The organism is Bradyrhizobium yuanmingense (assembly GCF_025200905.1).
Classification (GTDB): domain Bacteria; phylum Pseudomonadota; class Alphaproteobacteria; order Rhizobiales; family Xanthobacteraceae; genus Bradyrhizobium; species Bradyrhizobium yuanmingense.
In genome coordinates this window covers 7,030,684-7,048,108 of sequence record NZ_CP104173.1, presented here as the reverse complement: position 1 = coordinate 7,048,108, position 17,425 = coordinate 7,030,684, and the positions used below count along the sequence as shown (strand labels likewise).

Below are 17,425 nucleotides of genomic sequence, written 5' to 3'. Positions count from 1 at the left end.
CGCTTCGCCTCAAGCTGCCTGATAGGCGGCGCTGCGCGCTGCCATCACGGCGTCGAAAGCCTCTCCCATGATCTCGGTGGATGGGGCAAGGCCTGTGAACAGTTCGAAGGCGTCGGCGGCCTGGTAGATCGCGAGGTCGCGGCCGGTCATGATCTTCGCGCCCTTCTCTCGCGCTGCGGCCAGCAGCGGCGTGATCAGCGGCGAGTAGACGGCGTCGGCGACCCAAAGGTCCGCCCTGAGCAGTCTCGCCGGCACCGGCGTGTCACGGTTCGGCAGCATGCCGACCGGCGTGCCGTTGACGAGACCGGTCGCACCCTCGAGCGCATCCTCGACGCTGGCGGCGACGCGGGCGCCGCGCGGGGCGAGCATGGTGGCCAGCTTCTCGGCGCGCGCCGGCTCGCTGTCGAAAATGCGGATGTCAGCCACCTCTTGGCTCGCCAGCGCAAACGCGATGGCCTTGCCGACGCCGCCGGCGCCGATCAGGGCGATGGCGTTGCCGGAGGGCGCCAGCAACGGCGTCACCGCCCGCGCGAAGCCCGTGGTGTCGGTGTTGTGGCCGGTCAGCCGGCCGTCCCTGACCACGACGGTGTTGACCGCGCCCATGCTGGCTGCGCCCGGCGCCAGCGCGTCGAGCAGCGGCACCACCGCTTCCTTGTAGGGGTAGGTGACATTGACGCCGGCAAAGCCGAGCCGCCGGACGCCCTCGAGCATCATGCGCAGTCCGGCCGCATCGGCCCCGGCGACCTCGATAAGCTGGTAATGGCCGCGCAGGCCGAGCGCTTCGGCGGCGCGCTCATGCATGGCGGGCGAGGCGGAATGCGCGATCGGGGCGCCGATCAGGCCGGTGAGGAGCTTCTTGCTGGCGGCGTATCCGCGTTTCGACATGGTTCGCTATCGTCTCAAGGGAGCGTCCGGCCCCGGCCATTAGCGGGGAAATCCGTGCAATTCCAGCTGCGACGATAGCCTTTCCCCCGCCTAACACAATTACCCTTTTATCTGGCAAACCTAACATCATGTTATTTCCTCCGCCCGCGGGCAGGGGCGGTCTTGCCACTGCCGCGGGAGGGCTCGACCGCGCGCATCTCGGCGCGCAGGGCCTCGATGAAATACTCGGCATGCAGCGACAGCGGCGTGCCGCGCTTGACTGCGATGTAGGTGTCGAAGCGCGTCGGCTCGGCGATCTTCAGAAGCTCGATCCCGGGATAGCCGCCATGGGCGACGGTGAACTGGTCGATGATGGCGATGCCGAGTCCCGCCTTCACTAGCGCGCAGACGGTGGTGCCGAAGCGCGCGCGGATCGTGATGTTGTAGTCGAGCCGGTGGCGCGCGAAGATCCCGGCCATGATCCGGCCGTAGGGGTCGTTGGGATCGATGCCGATCAGCGGATAGCGCGTGATCTCGGCGGCGGAGACCTGCTTGCGGCCGGAGAGCTCGTGGCCGGGCGGCACGATGCAATAGAGCTCGCCCGAAGCGAGCGGCATGAAGTCGAGCCCGGAATGCTCGAGCCGATAGCTCATCGCCACGCATTCGCCGCGGCCGAGCATCAGGTAGTCGATGGCTTCCTCGAGCTTGAGGATGTTGATGTCGATGCCGAGATCGGGATAGCGGCGGCGGACGCGCTCGATCGCACGCGGCACCATCACCTGCGAGATGCTCGGCACCGAGCCGATGCGCAGCTCCGACAGGCCGCCGCGGCCGATCTTGGAGATGATCTCGGAGAGGTCGTCGACCTTCTTGTAGACGCCGTTGATCTGCTCGAAGATGTTCTCCGCTTCCGGCGTCGGGAAGTAGCGCCCGTTCTGGCGCTGGAAGAAGCGGATGCCGAGCGAGCGCTCGGTGTATTTGACGAGGCGGCTGATCCCCGGCGCCGAGACGTTGAGCAGCTTCGCCGCACCGCCGATGGTGCCCGTCACCATCACGGCACGGATCACTTCGACCTGGCGCAGCGTCATCATGGCCTTGAACCGTTCCTGGCATCGACAAGAGATCGCGGCGATCATCTCACGAGAGATGCGCTGTCATCCAGCGGCAAGTGTGCGCCGATGTGACCGGAGGCTGGCGCTTTCCCTCTCCCCTTGTGGGAGAGGGTGGATCGCCGCAGAGCGGCGAGACGGGTGAGGGGTCTCTCTCCGCGACTTCAAATGGGAGTTGGATTCGCGGAGAGAGACCCCTCATCCGGCGCTTCGCGCCACCTTCTCCCACAAGGGGAGAAGGGAAGCCAAAATTCGCAGTCAGAGTGTTTCGACTAAAACCCGCGCGGTCAGATGGAGAGGCGTCCTCGTGACGCGATCTGTTGCTCCGGCGTCGTCTTTGCAACGGCGTTCTAGCTCGCCGGCCCTTCCGGCGACACGCTCTCGGCCAGCTCCGCGCGCTCGCTCTGCAGCACCTCGCGCGCAAACTCGATGATCTTCTGCTTGTTCGCCGTTTCGCGGACGGCAAAAAACACGCGGTTCAATTCCAGGCCGAGCACGCTGTTGAGGGCGATGTCCTCGTCTTCCATCGTTGGCTTCCCGCTTCGGATGTTCTCAGGTGTATCGTGGCGTCAATTCTGCCACAAGTAGTTAAATCCTCAGAGCGCATGAGCACCGGGAAACTACGGCCACAGCGAATTGAGGCGGTCTGTGAATACGTGCTATACGGAAGCGCGAGGGTCAGGAAACGTACGATGTCCGCCGTAGACTATGGCCGGGAGGCGCTCGACTTCATCGAAGGTCTGCAGACCTACCGCAAGGTACCAGAGGCCATGAACGCGCTCGAAGCGGCGTTCGGTCGCTTCGGCTTCGAAACCATCATCGTGACGGGGTTGCCCAATCCCGATCAGCAGTTTGCGCAGATGGTGCTCGCCAAACGCTGGCCTGCGGGATGGTTCAGCCTCTACACCGAGAAAAACTACGATCGTTTCGATCCCGTGGTGCGGTTGTGCCGGCAGTCGGTCAATCCGTTCGAGTGGTCGGAAGCGCCCTATGATGCGGAACTCGAGCCGAATGCGGCCGAGGTGATGAACCGTGCCAGCGAGTTCCGCATGTCGCGCGGCTTCATCGTGCCGATCCACGGCCTCACCGGCTACGAGGCGGCGGTCTCGCTCGGCGGTGTCCATCTCGACCTCAATGCCCGCAGCAAGCCGGCGCTGCATCTGATGGCGATGTATGGCTTCGACCACATTCGCCGTCTGCTCGAGCCGATGCCGCATCCGTCGACGCGCCTCACCCCGCGCGAACGCGAGGTGATCGCCTGGGCTTCGCAGGGGAAGTCGGCCTGGGAAATCGGCGAGATCCTCCACATCACCCAGCGCACCGCCGAAGAGCATCTTGCAACTGCTGCGCGCAAGCTCGGCGCGGTCAACCGTACGCATGCGGTCGCGCTGGCGATTCGGAACAAGATCATCAATCCTTAAGCCGCCTTACTGGGAAATTTCCCAATACCGAAGCTGCGTCTTTTCGCAGAATCTCCCCCCATTGAGGATGAATGGGGGTTTTCATGATTCACGCAGTTTCCGCGGTAAATCGTCACCTTTATGAAGACGTAATCGAGCAGCATTTCCGGCTGCGTCACGACATCTTCGTCGAGGAGCGGCGCTGGGAGACGCTGCGCAGGCCGGATGGCCGTGAGATCGATTCCTACGACGACGAGGACACCGTCTACCTGCTGGCGCTGGAGGGCCGCCGCGTTGTGGGCGGTCATCGGCTCTATCCGACCACCAAGCCCTCGATGATGAGTGAGGTGTTTCCGCATCTGGCGGCGGTTCGCGGCTGGCCCGCCGATCCGCTAGTGTGGGAATGGTCGCGCTACTTCGTCGTGCGCGATCGCCGCGACGGCGCGCTCAACCTGCAACTGATGGCTGCGGTGCAGGAGTTCTGCCTCGACCAGGGAATCGCGCAGGTCAGCGCGATCATGGAGACCTGGTGGCTGCCGCGCTTCCACGAAGCCGGCTTCGTCGTGACGCCGCTCGGCCTACCGGCTCTGGTCGAGAACGCATGGACCATGGCGGCGATCATCGACATTCGTCGGGAGACGCTCGATGCCCTGCATCGTCGGATCGGCACGGCTTCGGTCGTGCAGCAGGACGGCCCTCGTCTCGATGCCGTCGCACGTGCCAACCTCTGCGGTCATGTTGCCGCGCAACGAAAGAGCGCCTGAGATGTCGAACGTGATGCGGGACAGCCAGATCATGGCGCAAATGAAAGACGAGGATCTCGGCTACATGTCCGACATGGCGCTCGAACTGGCGCAAATGGCGGAGGACACCGGATTGACGACGCTCGCCTATCTGTTTCGGATGGCGGCTCTGGAGGCGTCGACGGCCAACAGCGTTCTCGCCGAGCCGGACGAACTCCCCCGGCAGATGACGTCGCACTAGACGCAGCCCTGCTCGACTTTACGACGATCGTACCCTCTCACCGCCAGCCGGTGAGAGGGTGATGCCGTTTGGCTGCGGCAGGTTGCCTCATGCCGCGCGGCAGCCTTTTTGCATTGCGGGGCGCGTCCCGGCCGCACGTGCCGAGATGCAACAAAGTGCATGTTTGATGTCGAATCGCTCTTGCCTCGGAACGATACTGCCATTACCCATTTTTCGGCCTTGAAGAGGCAGGGGGAGCTCTTTCACTGATGGCGACAGTGTTCGAACATCGGCGCGCGTCTGTATGCGCCTGAAAGAGTCCTGATGCTGCTCGTCGTCGAACAATTCTTGAATGGGTTGCAGTTCGGTCTGCTGCTGTTCCTGCTCGCCGCGGGCCTGACGCTGGTGTTCGGGATCATGGATCTCGTTAACCTCGCGCACGGCTCGCTCTATATGATGGGCGCCTATTTCGCCGCCACCTTCGCGGCGTGGACCGGCAGCTTCCTGCTCGGCGCGCTGATGGCGTTGGGCGCGACGCTGGTGCTCGGCATCGTGCTGGAGGTGAGCGCGCTGCGGCATCTCTATGGCCGCGACCATCTCGACCACGTGCTCGCGACCTTCGGCCTGATCCTGTTCTTCAACGAAGCCGTGCGGCTGATCTGGGGCCCGGCGGGCCTGGCGCTGCCGCTGCCGGCCTGGCTCACCGTGCCGGTGCCGATCCTGCCCGGCATTCACTATCCCGCCTATCGCCTCGCCATCATTGGGGTAGCGCTGCTGGTCGCGCTGCTGCTCTATCTCGGCGTGATGCGCACCCGCATCGGCATGCTGATCCGGGCCGGCGCATCCAACCGCGAGATGATCGGCGCGCTCGGCATCAACATCAAGCTGCTCTACACGCTGGTGTTCGGCCTGGGCGCCGCACTCGCCGGCCTTGCCGGGCTGATGCAGGCGCCGATCCTGACCGTGCAGATCGGCATGGGCGAGAACATCCTGATCCTCGCTTTCGTCATCATCGTGATCGGCGGCATCGGTTCGATCCGCGGCGCTTTCCTCGCTGCGATCTTCGTCGGCATGATCGACACGCTCGGCCGCGCCTTCCTTCCGAACCTGCTCCGCCAGGTGCTGAGCGGCGCCGCCGCATCCACCGCCGCGCCCGCGCTGTCCTCCATGCTGATCTATCTGCTGATGGCGATCGTGCTGGTGGTGCGGCCGGAGGGGCTGTTTCCGGCCAACCGTCGATGAAGAGTTTGAGCGTGAGCAAGGCCGTCACGGCCCTGATGCTGGCGGGCCTCGTGCTGCTGCCGCTCTACTCGCATCTGACCGGCAACATCTTCATCCTGACGCTGTTCACCCGCATCATCATCCTGGCGCTGGCGGCTGCGAGCCTCAACCTCATCATGGGATTTGCGGGCCTGATGAGCTTTGGCCATGCCGCGTATCTCGGCATCGGCGGCTATGCCGTCGGCATGCTCGCGCAGGAAGGCGTTGGGTCCGGCTTCATCCAGTTTCCGGTCGCGATTGCGGCGTCGGCGATCTATGCGCTGGTGATCGGCGCGCTGTCGCTGCGCACCCGTGGCGTCTACTTCATCATGATCACGCTGGCCTTCGCCCAGATGGCCTACTATGTCGCCTCGGGCCTGGCCCGTTACGGCGGCGACGACGGCCTCACCATCTACACGCGCAGCGACTTCTCGGGCCTGATCGATCTCGGCAACCGCACGCAGTTCTATTATCTCTGCCTCGCCTGCCTTTTCGGCGTCATGCTCCTGATATGGCGCATCGTCAACTCGCGCTTCGGTCTTGTCGTGCAGGGCCTGCGTTCCAACGAGCAGCGCATGCAGGCCATCGGCTTCCCGGCCAAGCGTTACCAACTGGTCTGCTTCGCCATATCAGGCACGATGTGCGGCCTTGCCGGCGCGCTGCTCGCCAACAACACCGATTTCGTAAGCCCGGCCGTGATGTACTGGACCCGTTCCGGCGACCTCATGGTGATGGTGATCCTGGGCGGCATGGGCACGCTGTTCGGCCCGGTCATGGGTGCGGTGGTGTTCCTGCTGCTGGAAGAACTGCTGTCGCAGATCACCGAATATTGGGCGCTGATCCTGGGCCCGCTGCTGCTGCTCATCGTCCTGTTCGGCCGCGGCGGCATCATGGGCGCACTCGGGAGGGCTGGCCGTGGCTGAACCCTTGCTCCGCGTCGAAAAGCTGGTGCGCCGCTTCGGCGGAATCATCGCGACCGACAACGTCTCGCTCGACGTCGCATCCGGCGAGCTGCACGCCATCATCGGCCCGAACGGCGCCGGCAAGACCACGCTGATCAGCCAGCTCACCGGGCATCTCGAACCGCATTCCGGCAGCGTCTCGCTGGCGGGGCGCGACATCACCTATCTGCCGGCCTATCGCCGCTGCGCGTTGGGCCTGGCGCGTTCGTTCCAGATCACCTCGCTGCTGCTCGACTTCACCGCCGCGGACAATGTCGCGCTGGCGGCGCAGGCGCATGCCGGCACCTCGTTCCGATTCTTCGCCAATGCGCGGAAAGAGAAGGGTCTGCGCGATGCCGCCCAGGCGGCGCTCGATCGCGTCGGCCTCGGCCATCGCGCCGATATCGTGGTCTCCAGGCTCAGCCACGGCGAACGCCGCGAGCTGGAGCTCGCAGTCGCGCTCGCAAGTAAGCCGAAGCTGTTGCTACTCGACGAGCCGATGGCCGGCCTCGGCGTGACCGAATCCCAGCGCATGGTGAAGCTGCTCCAGGAGCTGCGGAAAGAGGTCTCGATCGTGCTGGTCGAGCACGACATGCCGGCGGTGTTCGCGCTGGCCGACCGCATCACGGTGCTGGTCTATGGCCGCGTCATCGCCTCCGGCGACCCGGCCGCGATCCGGGCCAATGAGGACGTCAAGCGCGCCTATCTCGGCGATCAGCATGTGGTGACGCATCATGGCTGACACGCTGCTCGAGGTCGACGGCATCGAGACCTGCTACGGCCTGTCCCAGGTGCTGTTCGGCCTGTCGCTGTCGATCAAGCCGGGCGAGATGGTCTCGCTGATGGGCCGCAACGGCATGGGCAAGACCACCACCATCCGCTCCATCATGGGCCTGACGCCGGCGCGCGCGGGCACCATTCGCTTCGCGGGCGCGGAGGTGCGGCAGCTTCCGTCCTACCGGATTGCGAAACTCGGTGTTGGTCTCGTGCCCGAGGGCCGGCAGATCTTTCCGAACCTCACCGTGCGCGAAAACCTGGTCGCGGCCGCGGCGGATCGCTTCAACAGCGATAATCCCTGGACGCTCGCCGCGATCTACGTGATGTTTCCGCGCCTCGCCGAACGCGCGTCCAACATGGGCAACCAGCTTTCCGGTGGCGAGCAGCAGATGCTCGCGATCGGCCGCGCGCTGATGACGAATCCGAAGCTCCTGATCCTGGACGAGGCGACCGAAGGCCTCGCGCCGCTGATCCGGCAGGAGATCTGGAATTGCCTGTCGCTACTCAAGAGCCGCGGACAGTCGATCCTGGTCGTCGACAAGAACGTCGACCATCTCGCCCGCATCTGCGATCGACACTACATCATCGAGCGCGGCAAGACGGTGTGGAGCGGCACCTCCGACGAGCTGATGGCCGCGCCGGACCTGCAGCACAAATATCTGGGAATTTAAACGCGTTCGTCCCCTTCGCCGCGGCAATGCGAGCTACTCTTCAAGCAAATCCAAATTCGAAATCCTCCAAACAGCGCGCTGAGCTCTTGAGCGTGCCGCCGTCAGCCGTCAAAGAAGACGCGGCGTTGTGGATTCGATGCGGGACTTTTACGAGCAAATTGTCGGGTTGCCTGAGGACGACGTCGGTTCCGCACAGCGAGGGGCAGCCCAATGGCTGGATTATCCGGGCTGCGTGGTCGTCCAAGGTGAGTTCCGAGCCGACGCCGAGGGGCCTGCAATCGCAGCGCCGGGCTTGTTCATCTCGGTGGCGTTCGATGAAGCCGGTGCTGGCCCCGGCACTCTGACGCGCTCGATCGGCGAGAGGCGGATGGGGGTGATCGCGGTGCGCGAGTCCCTCGCCGTGAAGCGCTCAATGCGGTGCGCCATCGGCCTTGCGTTGCCCGGAGCATCCATCGATCAGCTCGGACTTGGCGCCGCGTTTCGGGCGCTGTTCAAGGACGAAGGATCTGGCGCCGTCGTCCTCTCGCTGGCCGCATCAGCGCGCGTGCGGGCCGTCGCGGCGGAAATGTTCTCGCCGCCGGTCGCCGGAAACGCGGCGCGATTGCTGATGTCGGCGCATGCCGCCGAGATCGTCGTCCATGCCTTGTTCGGCGAGTGCAGCCGGATCGCGGTCGATCCGGCAACAGACCTCCAGCGCATGCGCCTGCAATCGGTCAAGGAGCGGATGGATGCCGACCTCGGCTATCCCTGGAGCATCGACGAGCTGGCGCGGAACGCAGGCCTGAGCCGGCGATCTTTCAATCAGAAATTCCAGATCGCCTATGGCGAGAGCGCCATCGACTATCTGAGGGCGCGCCGGCTCGATACTGCACGAGCCCTTCTGATTCACCAGCGCCTGTCGGTCACCGAGGCGGCCTATCGGGTCGGCTATACTCATCCGGCGAACTTCGCGACGGCCTTTCGCAGGCGCTTCGGTCATTCGCCCAGTCGCTGCGAGTAACGGCAGCAGGCGATGCGCCGCCTCACGCCTCAGTCTTGAAAGCCTCCACGTGGACTCAAAGGCGATTTGCGCAGTCGCAAAGGCGTCGTGCGTCTCGATCTGATTACTCCCGGGTGGTCCAAAGACGGAGCTTGGGGAAGACAATGAGGCGTGGCGACGGACAGACGTTCGGTTGGGAACGGTTGATGAAGGCTGGTCTGGGGGCGGCCGGTTTGGGCGTGGTTTTGCAGGTGACACCGACCCTTGCACAGGTCTCCGGGACCAATTCGGGATCGACGGCCGCGTCATTGCCGCCCGTCACCGTGGAGGCGCCGAATCAGGTGCGCCCGCGCGCCGTGTCTGCCCAGCGCAATTCACCGTCGCAACGCGGCCGTGTCGCGGCGCAACGCAATGCCGCCTCCAGGCAAGCCGCAAGCCAGGATGCGCGCGAGGCAGGTGGCGGTCGCGCCACGATATCGAGCGAGAACAGCTACGTTGCCAGCAGCAGCTCCGCCGGCACCAAGACGAACACGCCCCTGCTGGAGACGCCGCAGTCGATCTCGGTCGTGACGCGCAAGGAGCTCAACGACCGCGCCGTGCAGACGCTGACGCAGGCAGTCGGCTATGAGCCGGGCGTGCGCATCGATGCCTCGGGCTACGATCCGCGCTTCGACGCCATCTCGATCCGCGGCTTCGACATCACCTATAACGGCATCTATCTCGACGGCCTGCGTCTCGTCGGCGCTGGCCTTGGCGTGTTCAAGACGGAGCCCTATGGGGTCGACAGCATCACCGTGGTCCGCGGCCCGAGCTCGGCGCTCTACGGCCTCGGCTCGCCAGGCGGACTGATCGATCTGCAAAGCAAGCTGCCGACCAGCCAGCCTTTCCACGAGGTGCAGACGCTGTTCGGCGATCGCGAACGCGTTCAGGGCAATTTCGATTTTTCGGGGCCGATCGATCCCAACGGCCAATTCTCCTATCGGCTGACCGGCATGGTGCGAGACGCCGACGTGTTCGTACCGGGCGGCAAGGACAACCGCACCTATGTCGCTCCCGCCGTCACCTGGAGACCCGACCAATCGACAACCCTCACGCTTCTCGGCGCCTATCAGAAATCGAAGACGCCGGGCTCGATGTTCACCTATTCTTCGGGCATCGGGACGACGACGGACATCTTCACGGGCAGCCCGTCCTACAATTCGCTCGACCAGGAGCAGGGGCGCATCGGCTATCTGTTCGAGCACGCGTTCGACAACGCCGTGACCGTCCGCCAGAAATTCCGCTACGTCGATCTCGACGCTGTCACGCGCTATGTCGGCTTTCTCGGTGCTCCCGTCGGCAACGTCGTGTCGCGTTATACCGGCTACGTCCACGACACGCTGCAATCGGCCATCATGGACAACCAGGTCGAGGCGAAGCTCTCCACCGGCCCGGTGCAGCACACGCTTCTGGTCGGCACCGACTACACATCGTCGAAGTTCACCGACAAGCAGGGGTTCGGCTTCGGCGTGTCCGATCTCAATCTGGCTGCGCCGGTCTATGCGCCGGAATCCATTCCGGATCCCGCGATCTCCTCGTCCACGGCGCAGCGGCAAACCCAGTCCGGCGTCTACATTCAGGACCAGACCAAACTCGACCACTGGATCCTGACGCTGAGCGGCCGCAGCGACTGGGTCCGCACCACCGGCGAGGACCGGTTCGCGCTGACAAGACAGACGCAATCTGATCAGGCCTATAGTGGGCGGGCAGGCCTGACCTATGTGTTCGATTCCGGTGTGGCGCCCTACATCGCCTATTCGACGTCGTTTTTTCCCAATCTCGGCGTCGATCCCTCAGGCGCCTTCTTCAAGCCGACCACCGGCAAGCAGACCGAGATCGGCGTGAAGTATCAGCCGCCGGGGACGCGAAGCCTCATTACCGCTGCCGTGTTCGACCTGACGCAGGATGGCGGCCTGGTGACGACGGGCACCGGCGTGACGGTCCAGCGCGGCGAAATTCAAAGCCGCGGCTTCGAATTGCAGGGGCTTGCAAGCCTCGGCAATGGTTTCGACATCACCTCGTCCTACACCTATCTCGACATGGTCACCAAGCAGGCCGGCGACAGCGCGCTGGTCGGCAAGTTTCCGTCGGGCAATCCTCCGCACACCGTGACGCTGTGGGGCAATTACGCCCTGCCGCTGGCTGGTCCCTTCGCGGGCCTGAGCGTCGGTGCCGGCGCGCGCTACATGTCTTGGAGCTATGGCGACGACGCGAACACGTTCAAGAACAGCTCGGTGACCCTGGTCGATGCCGCGCTGAAATACGATTTCAGCCAGGCCGCAAAGGAGCTGAAGGGCCTCACGTTCCAGGTCAACGCCAAGAACCTGTTCAATGTGCACTACACGACGTGTCAGGTCGGTTACTGCTACCGGGGCGCGCCGCTGACCGTCATCGCCACGCTCGGCTATCGCTGGTGAGCGGAGCTGCCGGGCGGACGTCGCCGGACAATTACCAATAGATCCCGTGGCGGTGCAGTTCGCGGATCACGCGGGCTTCGACAGATGGCTGCCGGCGTTTCGGCTTTGGCGCTTCGGTCGTCTTTGCCGGCGTCGTGCTTGATTGCACCGGAGCTGCGGCGGTCGGTGCCGTTGCGGCGGGTGCGGTCGGCGTCTGGACGTTTGCCGGTGACGCTTGCGTCGCCTGCGGCGGCACGGCGGCCGGCGCGGCCGGCTGCTCGGTGGCCGGTTGCTTCGAATCGGCCGCCGCCAGGCTGAGGCTCCGCGAGCCTCCGGCATTGGCCTGGCTTGCGAGCAGCGACATCGCGGCGATCAGGATCAGCTTGCTCATGGCAATCCCCGTCATCTGGTCAATCGATCTTACCCAATTCCCTTGGGCTTCATGGACCTAACGCGCGAGGCGGTGCGTGCCGATCTCGATCAGGGTGGTCCGGCAGGACAGGCGATAGATCAGGCTGAAAAGTTGACCCCACATGACCGAACTCCGTTGTTGATCAATGCAGACAATTCTAGACCGCCTGCCTTTCCGGCGTTTTTCGCCGGGTGAGGAAAATGGCTTCGTCCGGGGGCCGCGCGATGTCGTCGCAACAGTCCGGAAGAAGTCGCCTCACGCGGGCGTGAAGCAGCGCGCCGAGCGGGGCCGATCGGATTCCGATCAAGGCCGGTAGTTCTCCCGGGATGAAGCGCCCGCAGCGCGGCAGTAACGTGCGGGCGCCTCAGCCCCGGTTATTGTATGAGTTCCGATCGCCAAGACGATCCGCCGATCCTCATCTGCTCAAAATGCAGGCGGCCAATGAAGTTCCTGGCGACACTACCTGGAATAGTCACGCTGCCTGCGGAGCACGTTTATCATTGCGTCCAGTGCCGTCGCGTCGACACGATTCGGCTGAAGTGACGCTCTGGTGGCCGGGGCGGGCCGCTTACAGCAGTTGTAGCTGCTCCCGCCGCCGCGAAACCGGTGCTATAATATCGTGAACAGACGAGAACAGGGAGGACACCATGAACCACACCATGGTTCCCAGTGATCGCGTGGAGCACGTCGCCGTCTACGGACGCGACGGCACGAAGCTCGGCACGATCGAGCGGTTGATGCTCGACAAGATGAGCGGAACGGTTGCCTATGCTGTGATCAAGACCGGCGGGCTGCTCGGTACGCGTCACCATTATCCGCTGCAGTGGAGCGCGCTGAAATACGATCCAGCACGGCAGGCGTTTCAGACCGAGCAGACGCTGGACGAACTCAGCAGCGGCCCGTGCGAGTTCGATGGCGACGCGTTCGACTGGGGCGACCGCTCGCGGCCCTACCCGCATCCGCATTACTGGTCGGTCTAGCGAGCAAGACGGTTCGGCCGCGGAGCAGTATTTGACGCGAGCGCCCGCTATCCCGCGAGCGGCTGCTCGCCGACCTTGGGCCAATAGGTGCCGAAGCTCCAGAGCCCGCCCTCCGGATCGCGTGCGGCGAAATCGCGGCTGCCATAATCGGTCGTGTAGGGCTCCATCTCGATCTGCGCCCCGGCGGCTTTCACCTTTTGAAAGAGCGCGTCGGGATCCTCCACGGCCAGATAGACGGCATCCGTCCGCCGGCCGCCGATGTCGCCAACCAATTTGCCGTAGGCGTCGTCGCGATGCGCGCCCAGCATGAGGATCGACGATCCGAACGCCAGCTCGGCGTGAACGACCGTGCCCTCCTTGCGGTACACCACCCGTTCGGTGAAGCCGAGAACGTTCTTCAGCCAGGCGATCATCGCCTCGGCATCCTTGCAGCGCATGGTGTGGTAGAGGCGCGGCGCTTCGTAGCCGTTCGGCTGGTTCATGACACTCTCCAGGTTCGGTGCAAGCTTGTTGCGAAGCCGACCCTAGTTCGGATCATGGCGGCCGGCTTGAACAAATGGGACCTGACCGTGCCTCGCGCCGTCTTGCCGCTGTTTTGGCGCTAGCCCCCGCCGTCCCGCATCAGGCGTGAATCGACGACATCGAGCCGCGCGGCCCATCCGGTCGGCGTCTCTCCGCTGAACATCCGGAAATCGCGAGCAAGATGTGCCTGGTCGGCATAGCCGGCGTCCGCGGCAATGGCCGCCCAGCCGCCTGCGCCATCCGTCCGGGCCAGGACGCAAGCGCGATGAAAGCGCAGCATCTGGGCCAGCGTCTTTGGCGGAGCGCCGATCTCGCGGTGGAAGCGGCGTGTGAGATGCTTGCGGCTCCAGCCGATGTCGGAGGCAATGTCGGCGATCCTGACCGCGCCCGCGCCTCGCCACAGCGTCTCCAGCGCGAAGGCGACCTCAGGCGAGGGCTCGTGTACGGCGCGGCGAAGCACGAAGTCTTCGACGATCTCGAATCGTCGCTGCCAGCCGGCCGCCTCGGCCACCCTGGCGCGGAGCTCCCTGCCGTGCCGTCCCAGAATGTCGTCGAGCCCGACGATCCGCGCGGTCAGATCGGGCACGGCGCCTCCGAAGAAGCGATACGCCCCGAGCGGCGTGAAATCGACCTGAACGCATTCGGCGCGCCCGTCGGATTCGATCACGACCGGCCCAGGAAACAGACCCGCTGCGAAACTCGGCCGCGCATCGGCGGTGTCCGGTCGGTGTCCGAGCGCAATGCGGAAGGGCGTTCCCAAATTCACCAGCAGAGGCAGTGCAAGCGGCGCGGCGTGGCGGAAGGCGGCCAAGCCGATCCCGCGCTCGCGGTAGAAGGAAATGCTGGAGATCAGCCGCGCAAGACGCGGCGAGGGCGGTCGACGGATGACATCGGGAGGTGCGTCCATCACGCGCTAACGCTCCGTCACTTCGCGCTCCATGCGTATGGTGTCGCAGAGCATGTCGGTCATGCCTGGAGCTTAGCAGGCGATCGCAGCGGAACTCAAATGACCCGGTGCGTGGCCGTCGAATTGCGCCGAAGCGCTGCCGCCCCGTCACGGCCGGTTGCGCATCCAGTCGGCCAGGCCCGCTATCGCCTTGTCGAGATCCTGGCGCGCGGCGGCGTCGGTGATCGTCTCCTCCAGCGCGCCGCGCATGCAGAGCATCCAGGCGTCGCGCTCGGCGTCCCCAATGGCGAAGCCGAAATGGCGCTGGCGCAGCCGCGGATGACCTTTCTCGGGTGTATAGAGCCGCGGGCCACCGGTCCATTCGGTGAGATAGCGCTTCAGCACGTCCCTGATCAGGCCAAGGTCGTCCGCATGCATGGCGCGGATGATCTTCGCCTCCGGCAGCGTGTCCATGCGGTCGTAGAAGCGGTCGACGAGGGCGTCGATCGTGGCGCTGCCGCCGATCCGCTCGAACATGGAGGTGGCGACGTCGGTGGACGTCATCGCTACAGCGCCACGCTGCGCAGGCCGAAGCTGCGGGCTTGGTTCTGCAGCACCGGCCGCACCGCATCGATCAGGCGTGCGGCGGCGGCATCGACGGAGAGGCCGGCGGTATCCACCACCGCGGTCGCGCGCGAATACAACGGCTCGCGGCTGAGCAGGATGTTGCGCAGCTCCGTCATCGCCGAGCGATCATCAGCCATCGGGCGTAGATCGCCCTGGCGACGCACGCGCGCCATGTGCTCCTCGGGCTCGGCCTTCAGCCAGATCGTGTAGAACGAGGAGAGGACCTGATCGAAGGTCAGGGGCTCGGAGACGATGCCGCCGCCGGTTGCCAGCACCATCAGCTCGTTGCGCGCGAGCAGCTGTTGCAGTGCCGCCTGCTCCATGCGTCGAAAGCCTTCCTGGCCGTACAGCGCGATGATCTCGGCGACCGAGAGCCCGTTCTGCTGCTCGACCTCCTTGTTGAGTTCGACGAAACTCCAGCCGATCTTCTTCGCCAGCATCCGCCCAAGTGTGGACTTGCCCGCGCCGCGAAGGCCGATCAGCGCGATCCCGCAGAACGGCGCGCGGCGGGGCGCGCTTGCGCTGCCGCCGGAGAGCAGATCCTTGGCCTGAGCAATCTGCGCGGGCGTCGCCTTGCGCAGGAGGTCGCGAAACATCTGCCAGTCCGGCGTCGGATCGGCGCTGGGCAGCAAATCTTCGAGATGGGCGCCCATCGCGTCGGAGACGCGGCGCAGCAGCACGATCGAGACATTGCCCTTGCCGCTCTCGAGCTGCGCGATGTAGCGCTCCGAGATCCCCGACACCTTGGCGAGCACTTTGCGCGACATGCCGCGCAGCGCGCGCATGGTGCGCACACGCTGGCCGAGTTGTTCGAGGAAGCGGGATTCGGCGTCGGGACTTTCGGTCATGAGTCTTCTTTACAGGGGTCCTGCGGCGCGTTTTAATGAAACATAGTGCCTGCTGGCATTGACAGCAAGCCGCCGTGGTGTCTTTCTATGAATTATAATTCTAAATTCCGGGGAGATGTCCGTGAGCGAGGGATCCTATAACGCGGTGACCTGGCTGCTCGACCGTAACGTCGACGAAGGCAGGGGCAGCAAGCTCGCCTTCGACGACACCGTCTCGCGGCTCACCTATGGCGAGCTCCAGCAACAGACCCGGCGCGCGGCCAACATGCTGCGCCGGCTCGGCGTCCGCCGCGAGGAGCGCGTGGCGATGATCATGCTGGATACAATCGATTTCCCGATCGTGTTCCTGGGCGCGATCCGCGCCGGCATCGTGCCGGTGCCGCTCAACACGCTGCTGACCGCGGACCAATACGCCTACATCCTCGCCGACTGCCGCGCGCGCGTGCTGTTCGTGTCCGAACCGCTCTATCCCGTCATCAAGGACGTTGTCGGCCGCATGCCGGATCTCGAGCATGTCGTGGTCTCCGGCGCCAAGCAGAACGGCCACAAGCAGCTTGCCGAAGAGCTCGCTGGCGAGAACGATCAGTTCACCACCGCCGTGACGCATCCGGACGAGCCGGCGTTCTGGCTGTACTCGTCGGGCTCGACGGGCATGCCGAAGGGCGTGCGCCATTTGCATTCCAATTTGCAGGCCACTGCCGACACCTATGCCAAGCAGGTGCTCGGCATCCGTGAGAGCGATGTGTGTCTCTCCGCGGCGAAATTGTTTTTCGCCTATGGCCTCGGCAATGCGCTGACCTTCCCGATGTCGGTCGGCGCCAGCGTGATCCTCAACAGCGAGCGGCCGACGCCGGCGCGCATGTTCGACCTGATGAATCGCTACAATCCCTCGATCTTCTATGGCGTGCCGACCTTGTTCGCCGCGATGCTCAACGACGAGACCATGAAGAGCGAGCGCGGCGGCAAGGCTTTGCGCATCTGCACCTCCGCCGGCGAGGCGCTGCCGGAATCCGTCGGCCACAGCTGGAAGGCACGGTTCGGTGTCGACATTCTCGACGGCGTCGGCTCGACCGAGCTGTTGCACATTTTTCTGTCGAACGCGCCCGGCGACATCAAATACGGCTCGTCCGGCAAGCCGGTGCCCGGCTATGCGGTGCGGCTCGTCAACGAGGCCGGGCAGGACGTCGCCGACGGCGAGGTCGGCGAGCTCCTGGTCGATGCGCCCTCGGCCGGCGAGGGCTACTGGAACCAGCGCCACAAGAGCCGCCGCACCTTCGAGGGGCCGTGGACCCGCACCGGCGACAAATACATTCGTGACGCCGAGGGCCGCTATACCTTCTGCGGCCGCGCCGACGACATGTTCAAGGTCTCCGGCATCTGGGTCTCGCCGTTCGAGGTCGAAAGCGCGCTGATCACGCATCCGGCCGTGCTGGAAGCTGCCGTCGTGCCCGAGGCCGATCCAGAAGGACTCCTAAAGCCGAAAGCCTTCGTCGTGCTGCGCCCCGGCGCCAAGACGACGGATTTGCAGGAGATGCTCAAGGAGCACGTCAAGCAGAAGATCGGCCCCTGGAAATATCCGCGCTGGATCGATGTGGTGGAGTCCTTGCCGAAGACGGCGACGGGCAAGATCCAGCGCTTCAAGTTGCGCGAGGGCGCGCATTGATGGTGCAGGCGGCGAACTGGCTTCCTTACCCTCCCCTGGAGGGGTCCGGGACGAGCGTAGCTCGCCCGTGGGTCGGCACGCGATCGAG

19 protein-coding genes are annotated in these 17,425 nt (G+C 64.8%); 11 read left to right on the top strand and 8 right to left on the bottom strand.

Features of this window, described 5'->3' with window-relative positions:
- Positions 1–9: 9 nt before the first annotated feature.
- The 3 genes from N2605_RS32730 to N2605_RS32720 form a co-directional block, all read right to left on the bottom strand.
- The gene (locus N2605_RS32730) at positions 10–885 is read right to left on the bottom strand and encodes a shikimate dehydrogenase (RefSeq protein ID WP_225157581.1); all 876 of its coding nucleotides are present in this window, start codon (positions 883–885) and stop codon (positions 10–12) included.
- Between the two features lie 131 nt (positions 886–1,016).
- Positions 1,017–1,955 carry a LysR family transcriptional regulator gene (locus N2605_RS32725; protein WP_036001799.1) on the bottom strand — a complete coding sequence of 313 codons (939 nt, stop codon included), beginning with the start codon at positions 1,953–1,955 and terminating at the stop codon, positions 1,017–1,019.
- A gap of 368 nt (positions 1,956–2,323) precedes the next feature.
- Positions 2,324–2,500: a hypothetical protein gene (locus N2605_RS32720; protein ID WP_036001797.1), complete on the bottom strand. Its 177-nt coding sequence runs from the start codon at positions 2,498–2,500 to the stop codon at positions 2,324–2,326.
- Positions 2,501–2,665: 165 nt separating this feature from the next.
- Between N2605_RS32720 and N2605_RS32715 the strand changes: the two genes are divergently transcribed.
- The 9 genes from N2605_RS32715 to N2605_RS32675 all read left to right on the top strand — a co-directional run bounded on the left by N2605_RS32715 (position 2,666) and on the right by N2605_RS32675 (position 11,420).
- A complete protein-coding gene (locus N2605_RS32715) occupies positions 2,666–3,394 on the top strand; it encodes a helix-turn-helix transcriptional regulator (RefSeq protein ID WP_036001794.1) in 729 nt (242 codons plus the stop codon).
- Between the two features lie 83 nt (positions 3,395–3,477).
- On the top strand, positions 3,478–4,137 hold the full coding sequence (locus N2605_RS32710; RefSeq protein WP_225157580.1) for an acyl-homoserine-lactone synthase: 660 nt from the start codon (positions 3,478–3,480) through the stop codon (positions 4,135–4,137).
- Between the two features lies 1 nt (position 4,138).
- Complete coding sequence (locus N2605_RS32705; RefSeq protein ID WP_036001783.1) at positions 4,139–4,357, top strand: hypothetical protein; 219 nt, start codon at positions 4,139–4,141, stop codon at positions 4,355–4,357.
- 303 nt (positions 4,358–4,660) lie between these two features.
- Positions 4,661–5,578, top strand: a complete 918-nt coding sequence (locus tag N2605_RS32700) for a branched-chain amino acid ABC transporter permease (protein WP_036001780.1) — start codon at positions 4,661–4,663, stop codon at positions 5,576–5,578.
- Positions 5,575–6,519, top strand: coding sequence for a branched-chain amino acid ABC transporter permease (locus tag N2605_RS32695; RefSeq protein ID WP_260345025.1), 945 nt, complete (start codon positions 5,575–5,577; stop codon positions 6,517–6,519). Before N2605_RS32700 ends, N2605_RS32695 begins: the two co-directional genes overlap by 4 nt.
- Complete coding sequence (locus N2605_RS32690; RefSeq protein WP_036001772.1) at positions 6,512–7,279, top strand: ABC transporter ATP-binding protein; 768 nt, start codon at positions 6,512–6,514, stop codon at positions 7,277–7,279. The genes N2605_RS32695 and N2605_RS32690 overlap by 8 nt, the downstream gene beginning before the upstream one ends.
- Positions 7,272–7,985 (top strand): ABC transporter ATP-binding protein, encoded by a 714-nt coding sequence (locus N2605_RS32685; RefSeq protein ID WP_036001768.1) that lies wholly within the window; start codon positions 7,272–7,274, stop codon positions 7,983–7,985. The genes N2605_RS32690 and N2605_RS32685 overlap by 8 nt, the downstream gene beginning before the upstream one ends.
- Positions 7,986–8,217: 232 nt before the next feature.
- The gene (locus tag N2605_RS32680) at positions 8,218–8,985 is read left to right on the top strand and encodes a helix-turn-helix transcriptional regulator (protein WP_225128460.1); all 768 of its coding nucleotides are present in this window, start codon (positions 8,218–8,220) and stop codon (positions 8,983–8,985) included.
- 185 nt (positions 8,986–9,170) lie between these two features.
- Positions 9,171–11,420: a TonB-dependent siderophore receptor gene (locus N2605_RS32675; protein ID WP_260345024.1), complete on the top strand. Its 2,250-nt coding sequence runs from the start codon at positions 9,171–9,173 to the stop codon at positions 11,418–11,420.
- A 31-nt stretch (positions 11,421–11,451) separates the two neighbouring features.
- Here the strand turns inward: N2605_RS32675 and N2605_RS32670 are convergent, their stop codons facing one another.
- Entirely contained in the window at positions 11,452–11,790 is a 339-nt protein-coding gene (locus N2605_RS32670; RefSeq protein ID WP_036001763.1) for a hypothetical protein, read from the bottom strand.
- Between the two features lie 668 nt (positions 11,791–12,458).
- Between N2605_RS32670 and N2605_RS32665 the strand changes: the two genes are divergently transcribed.
- Positions 12,459–12,791 carry a PRC-barrel domain-containing protein gene (locus N2605_RS32665; protein ID WP_036001758.1) on the top strand — a complete coding sequence of 111 codons (333 nt, stop codon included), beginning with the start codon at positions 12,459–12,461 and terminating at the stop codon, positions 12,789–12,791.
- Between the two features lie 47 nt (positions 12,792–12,838).
- Here N2605_RS32665 and N2605_RS32660 read toward each other — a convergent pair whose 3' ends face one another.
- From N2605_RS32660 to N2605_RS32645, 4 genes are all read right to left on the bottom strand, one after another.
- Complete coding sequence (locus N2605_RS32660; RefSeq protein WP_036042786.1) at positions 12,839–13,273, bottom strand: VOC family protein; 435 nt, start codon at positions 13,271–13,273, stop codon at positions 12,839–12,841.
- 119 nt (positions 13,274–13,392) lie between these two features.
- Positions 13,393–14,124 carry an AraC family transcriptional regulator gene (locus tag N2605_RS32655; RefSeq protein ID WP_225113437.1) on the bottom strand — a complete coding sequence of 244 codons (732 nt, stop codon included), beginning with the start codon at positions 14,122–14,124 and terminating at the stop codon, positions 13,393–13,395.
- A gap of 243 nt (positions 14,125–14,367) precedes the next feature.
- Entirely contained in the window at positions 14,368–14,763 is a 396-nt protein-coding gene (locus N2605_RS32650) for a group II truncated hemoglobin (RefSeq protein ID WP_057028463.1), read from the bottom strand.
- Positions 14,764–14,765: 2 nt separating this feature from the next.
- Positions 14,766–15,674, bottom strand: a complete 909-nt coding sequence (locus tag N2605_RS32645; RefSeq protein ID WP_260345023.1) for a helix-turn-helix transcriptional regulator — start codon at positions 15,672–15,674, stop codon at positions 14,766–14,768.
- Positions 15,675–15,795: 121 nt separating this feature from the next.
- Between N2605_RS32645 and N2605_RS32640 the strand changes: the two genes are divergently transcribed.
- On the top strand, positions 15,796–17,337 hold the full coding sequence (locus N2605_RS32640) for a benzoate-CoA ligase family protein (protein WP_225147460.1): 1,542 nt from the start codon (positions 15,796–15,798) through the stop codon (positions 17,335–17,337).
- The last annotated feature ends 88 nt before the right edge of the window (positions 17,338–17,425 follow it).

What these genes read in the sequence shown, in the direction of transcription:
- N2605_RS32730 (WP_225157581.1), bottom strand. Translation starts at nt 885, where the DNA reads ATGTCGAAACGCGGATACGCCGCCAGCAAGAAGCTCCTCACCGGCCTG.
- N2605_RS32725 (WP_036001799.1), bottom strand. Translation starts at nt 1,955, where the DNA reads ATGATGACGCTGCGCCAGGTCGAAGTGATCCGTGCCGTGATGGTGACG.
- N2605_RS32720 (WP_036001797.1), bottom strand. Translation starts at nt 2,500, where the DNA reads ATGGAAGACGAGGACATCGCCCTCAACAGCGTGCTCGGCCTGGAATTG.
- N2605_RS32715 (WP_036001794.1), top strand. Translation starts at nt 2,666, where the DNA reads ATGTCCGCCGTAGACTATGGCCGGGAGGCGCTCGACTTCATCGAAGGT.
- N2605_RS32710 (WP_225157580.1), top strand. Translation starts at nt 3,478, where the DNA reads ATGATTCACGCAGTTTCCGCGGTAAATCGTCACCTTTATGAAGACGTA.
- N2605_RS32705 (WP_036001783.1), top strand. Translation starts at nt 4,139, where the DNA reads ATGTCGAACGTGATGCGGGACAGCCAGATCATGGCGCAAATGAAAGAC.
- N2605_RS32700 (WP_036001780.1), top strand. Translation starts at nt 4,661, where the DNA reads ATGCTGCTCGTCGTCGAACAATTCTTGAATGGGTTGCAGTTCGGTCTG.
- N2605_RS32695 (WP_260345025.1), top strand. Translation starts at nt 5,575, where the DNA reads ATGAAGAGTTTGAGCGTGAGCAAGGCCGTCACGGCCCTGATGCTGGCG.
- N2605_RS32685 (WP_036001768.1), top strand. Translation starts at nt 7,272, where the DNA reads ATGGCTGACACGCTGCTCGAGGTCGACGGCATCGAGACCTGCTACGGC.
- N2605_RS32675 (WP_260345024.1), top strand. Translation starts at nt 9,171, where the DNA reads ATGAAGGCTGGTCTGGGGGCGGCCGGTTTGGGCGTGGTTTTGCAGGTG.
- N2605_RS32670 (WP_036001763.1), bottom strand. Translation starts at nt 11,790, where the DNA reads ATGAGCAAGCTGATCCTGATCGCCGCGATGTCGCTGCTCGCAAGCCAG.
- N2605_RS32665 (WP_036001758.1), top strand. Translation starts at nt 12,459, where the DNA reads ATGAACCACACCATGGTTCCCAGTGATCGCGTGGAGCACGTCGCCGTC.
- N2605_RS32660 (WP_036042786.1), bottom strand. Translation starts at nt 13,273, where the DNA reads ATGAACCAGCCGAACGGCTACGAAGCGCCGCGCCTCTACCACACCATG.
- N2605_RS32650 (WP_057028463.1), bottom strand. Translation starts at nt 14,763, where the DNA reads ATGACGTCCACCGACGTCGCCACCTCCATGTTCGAGCGGATCGGCGGC.
- N2605_RS32645 (WP_260345023.1), bottom strand. Translation starts at nt 15,674, where the DNA reads ATGACCGAAAGTCCCGACGCCGAATCCCGCTTCCTCGAACAACTCGGC.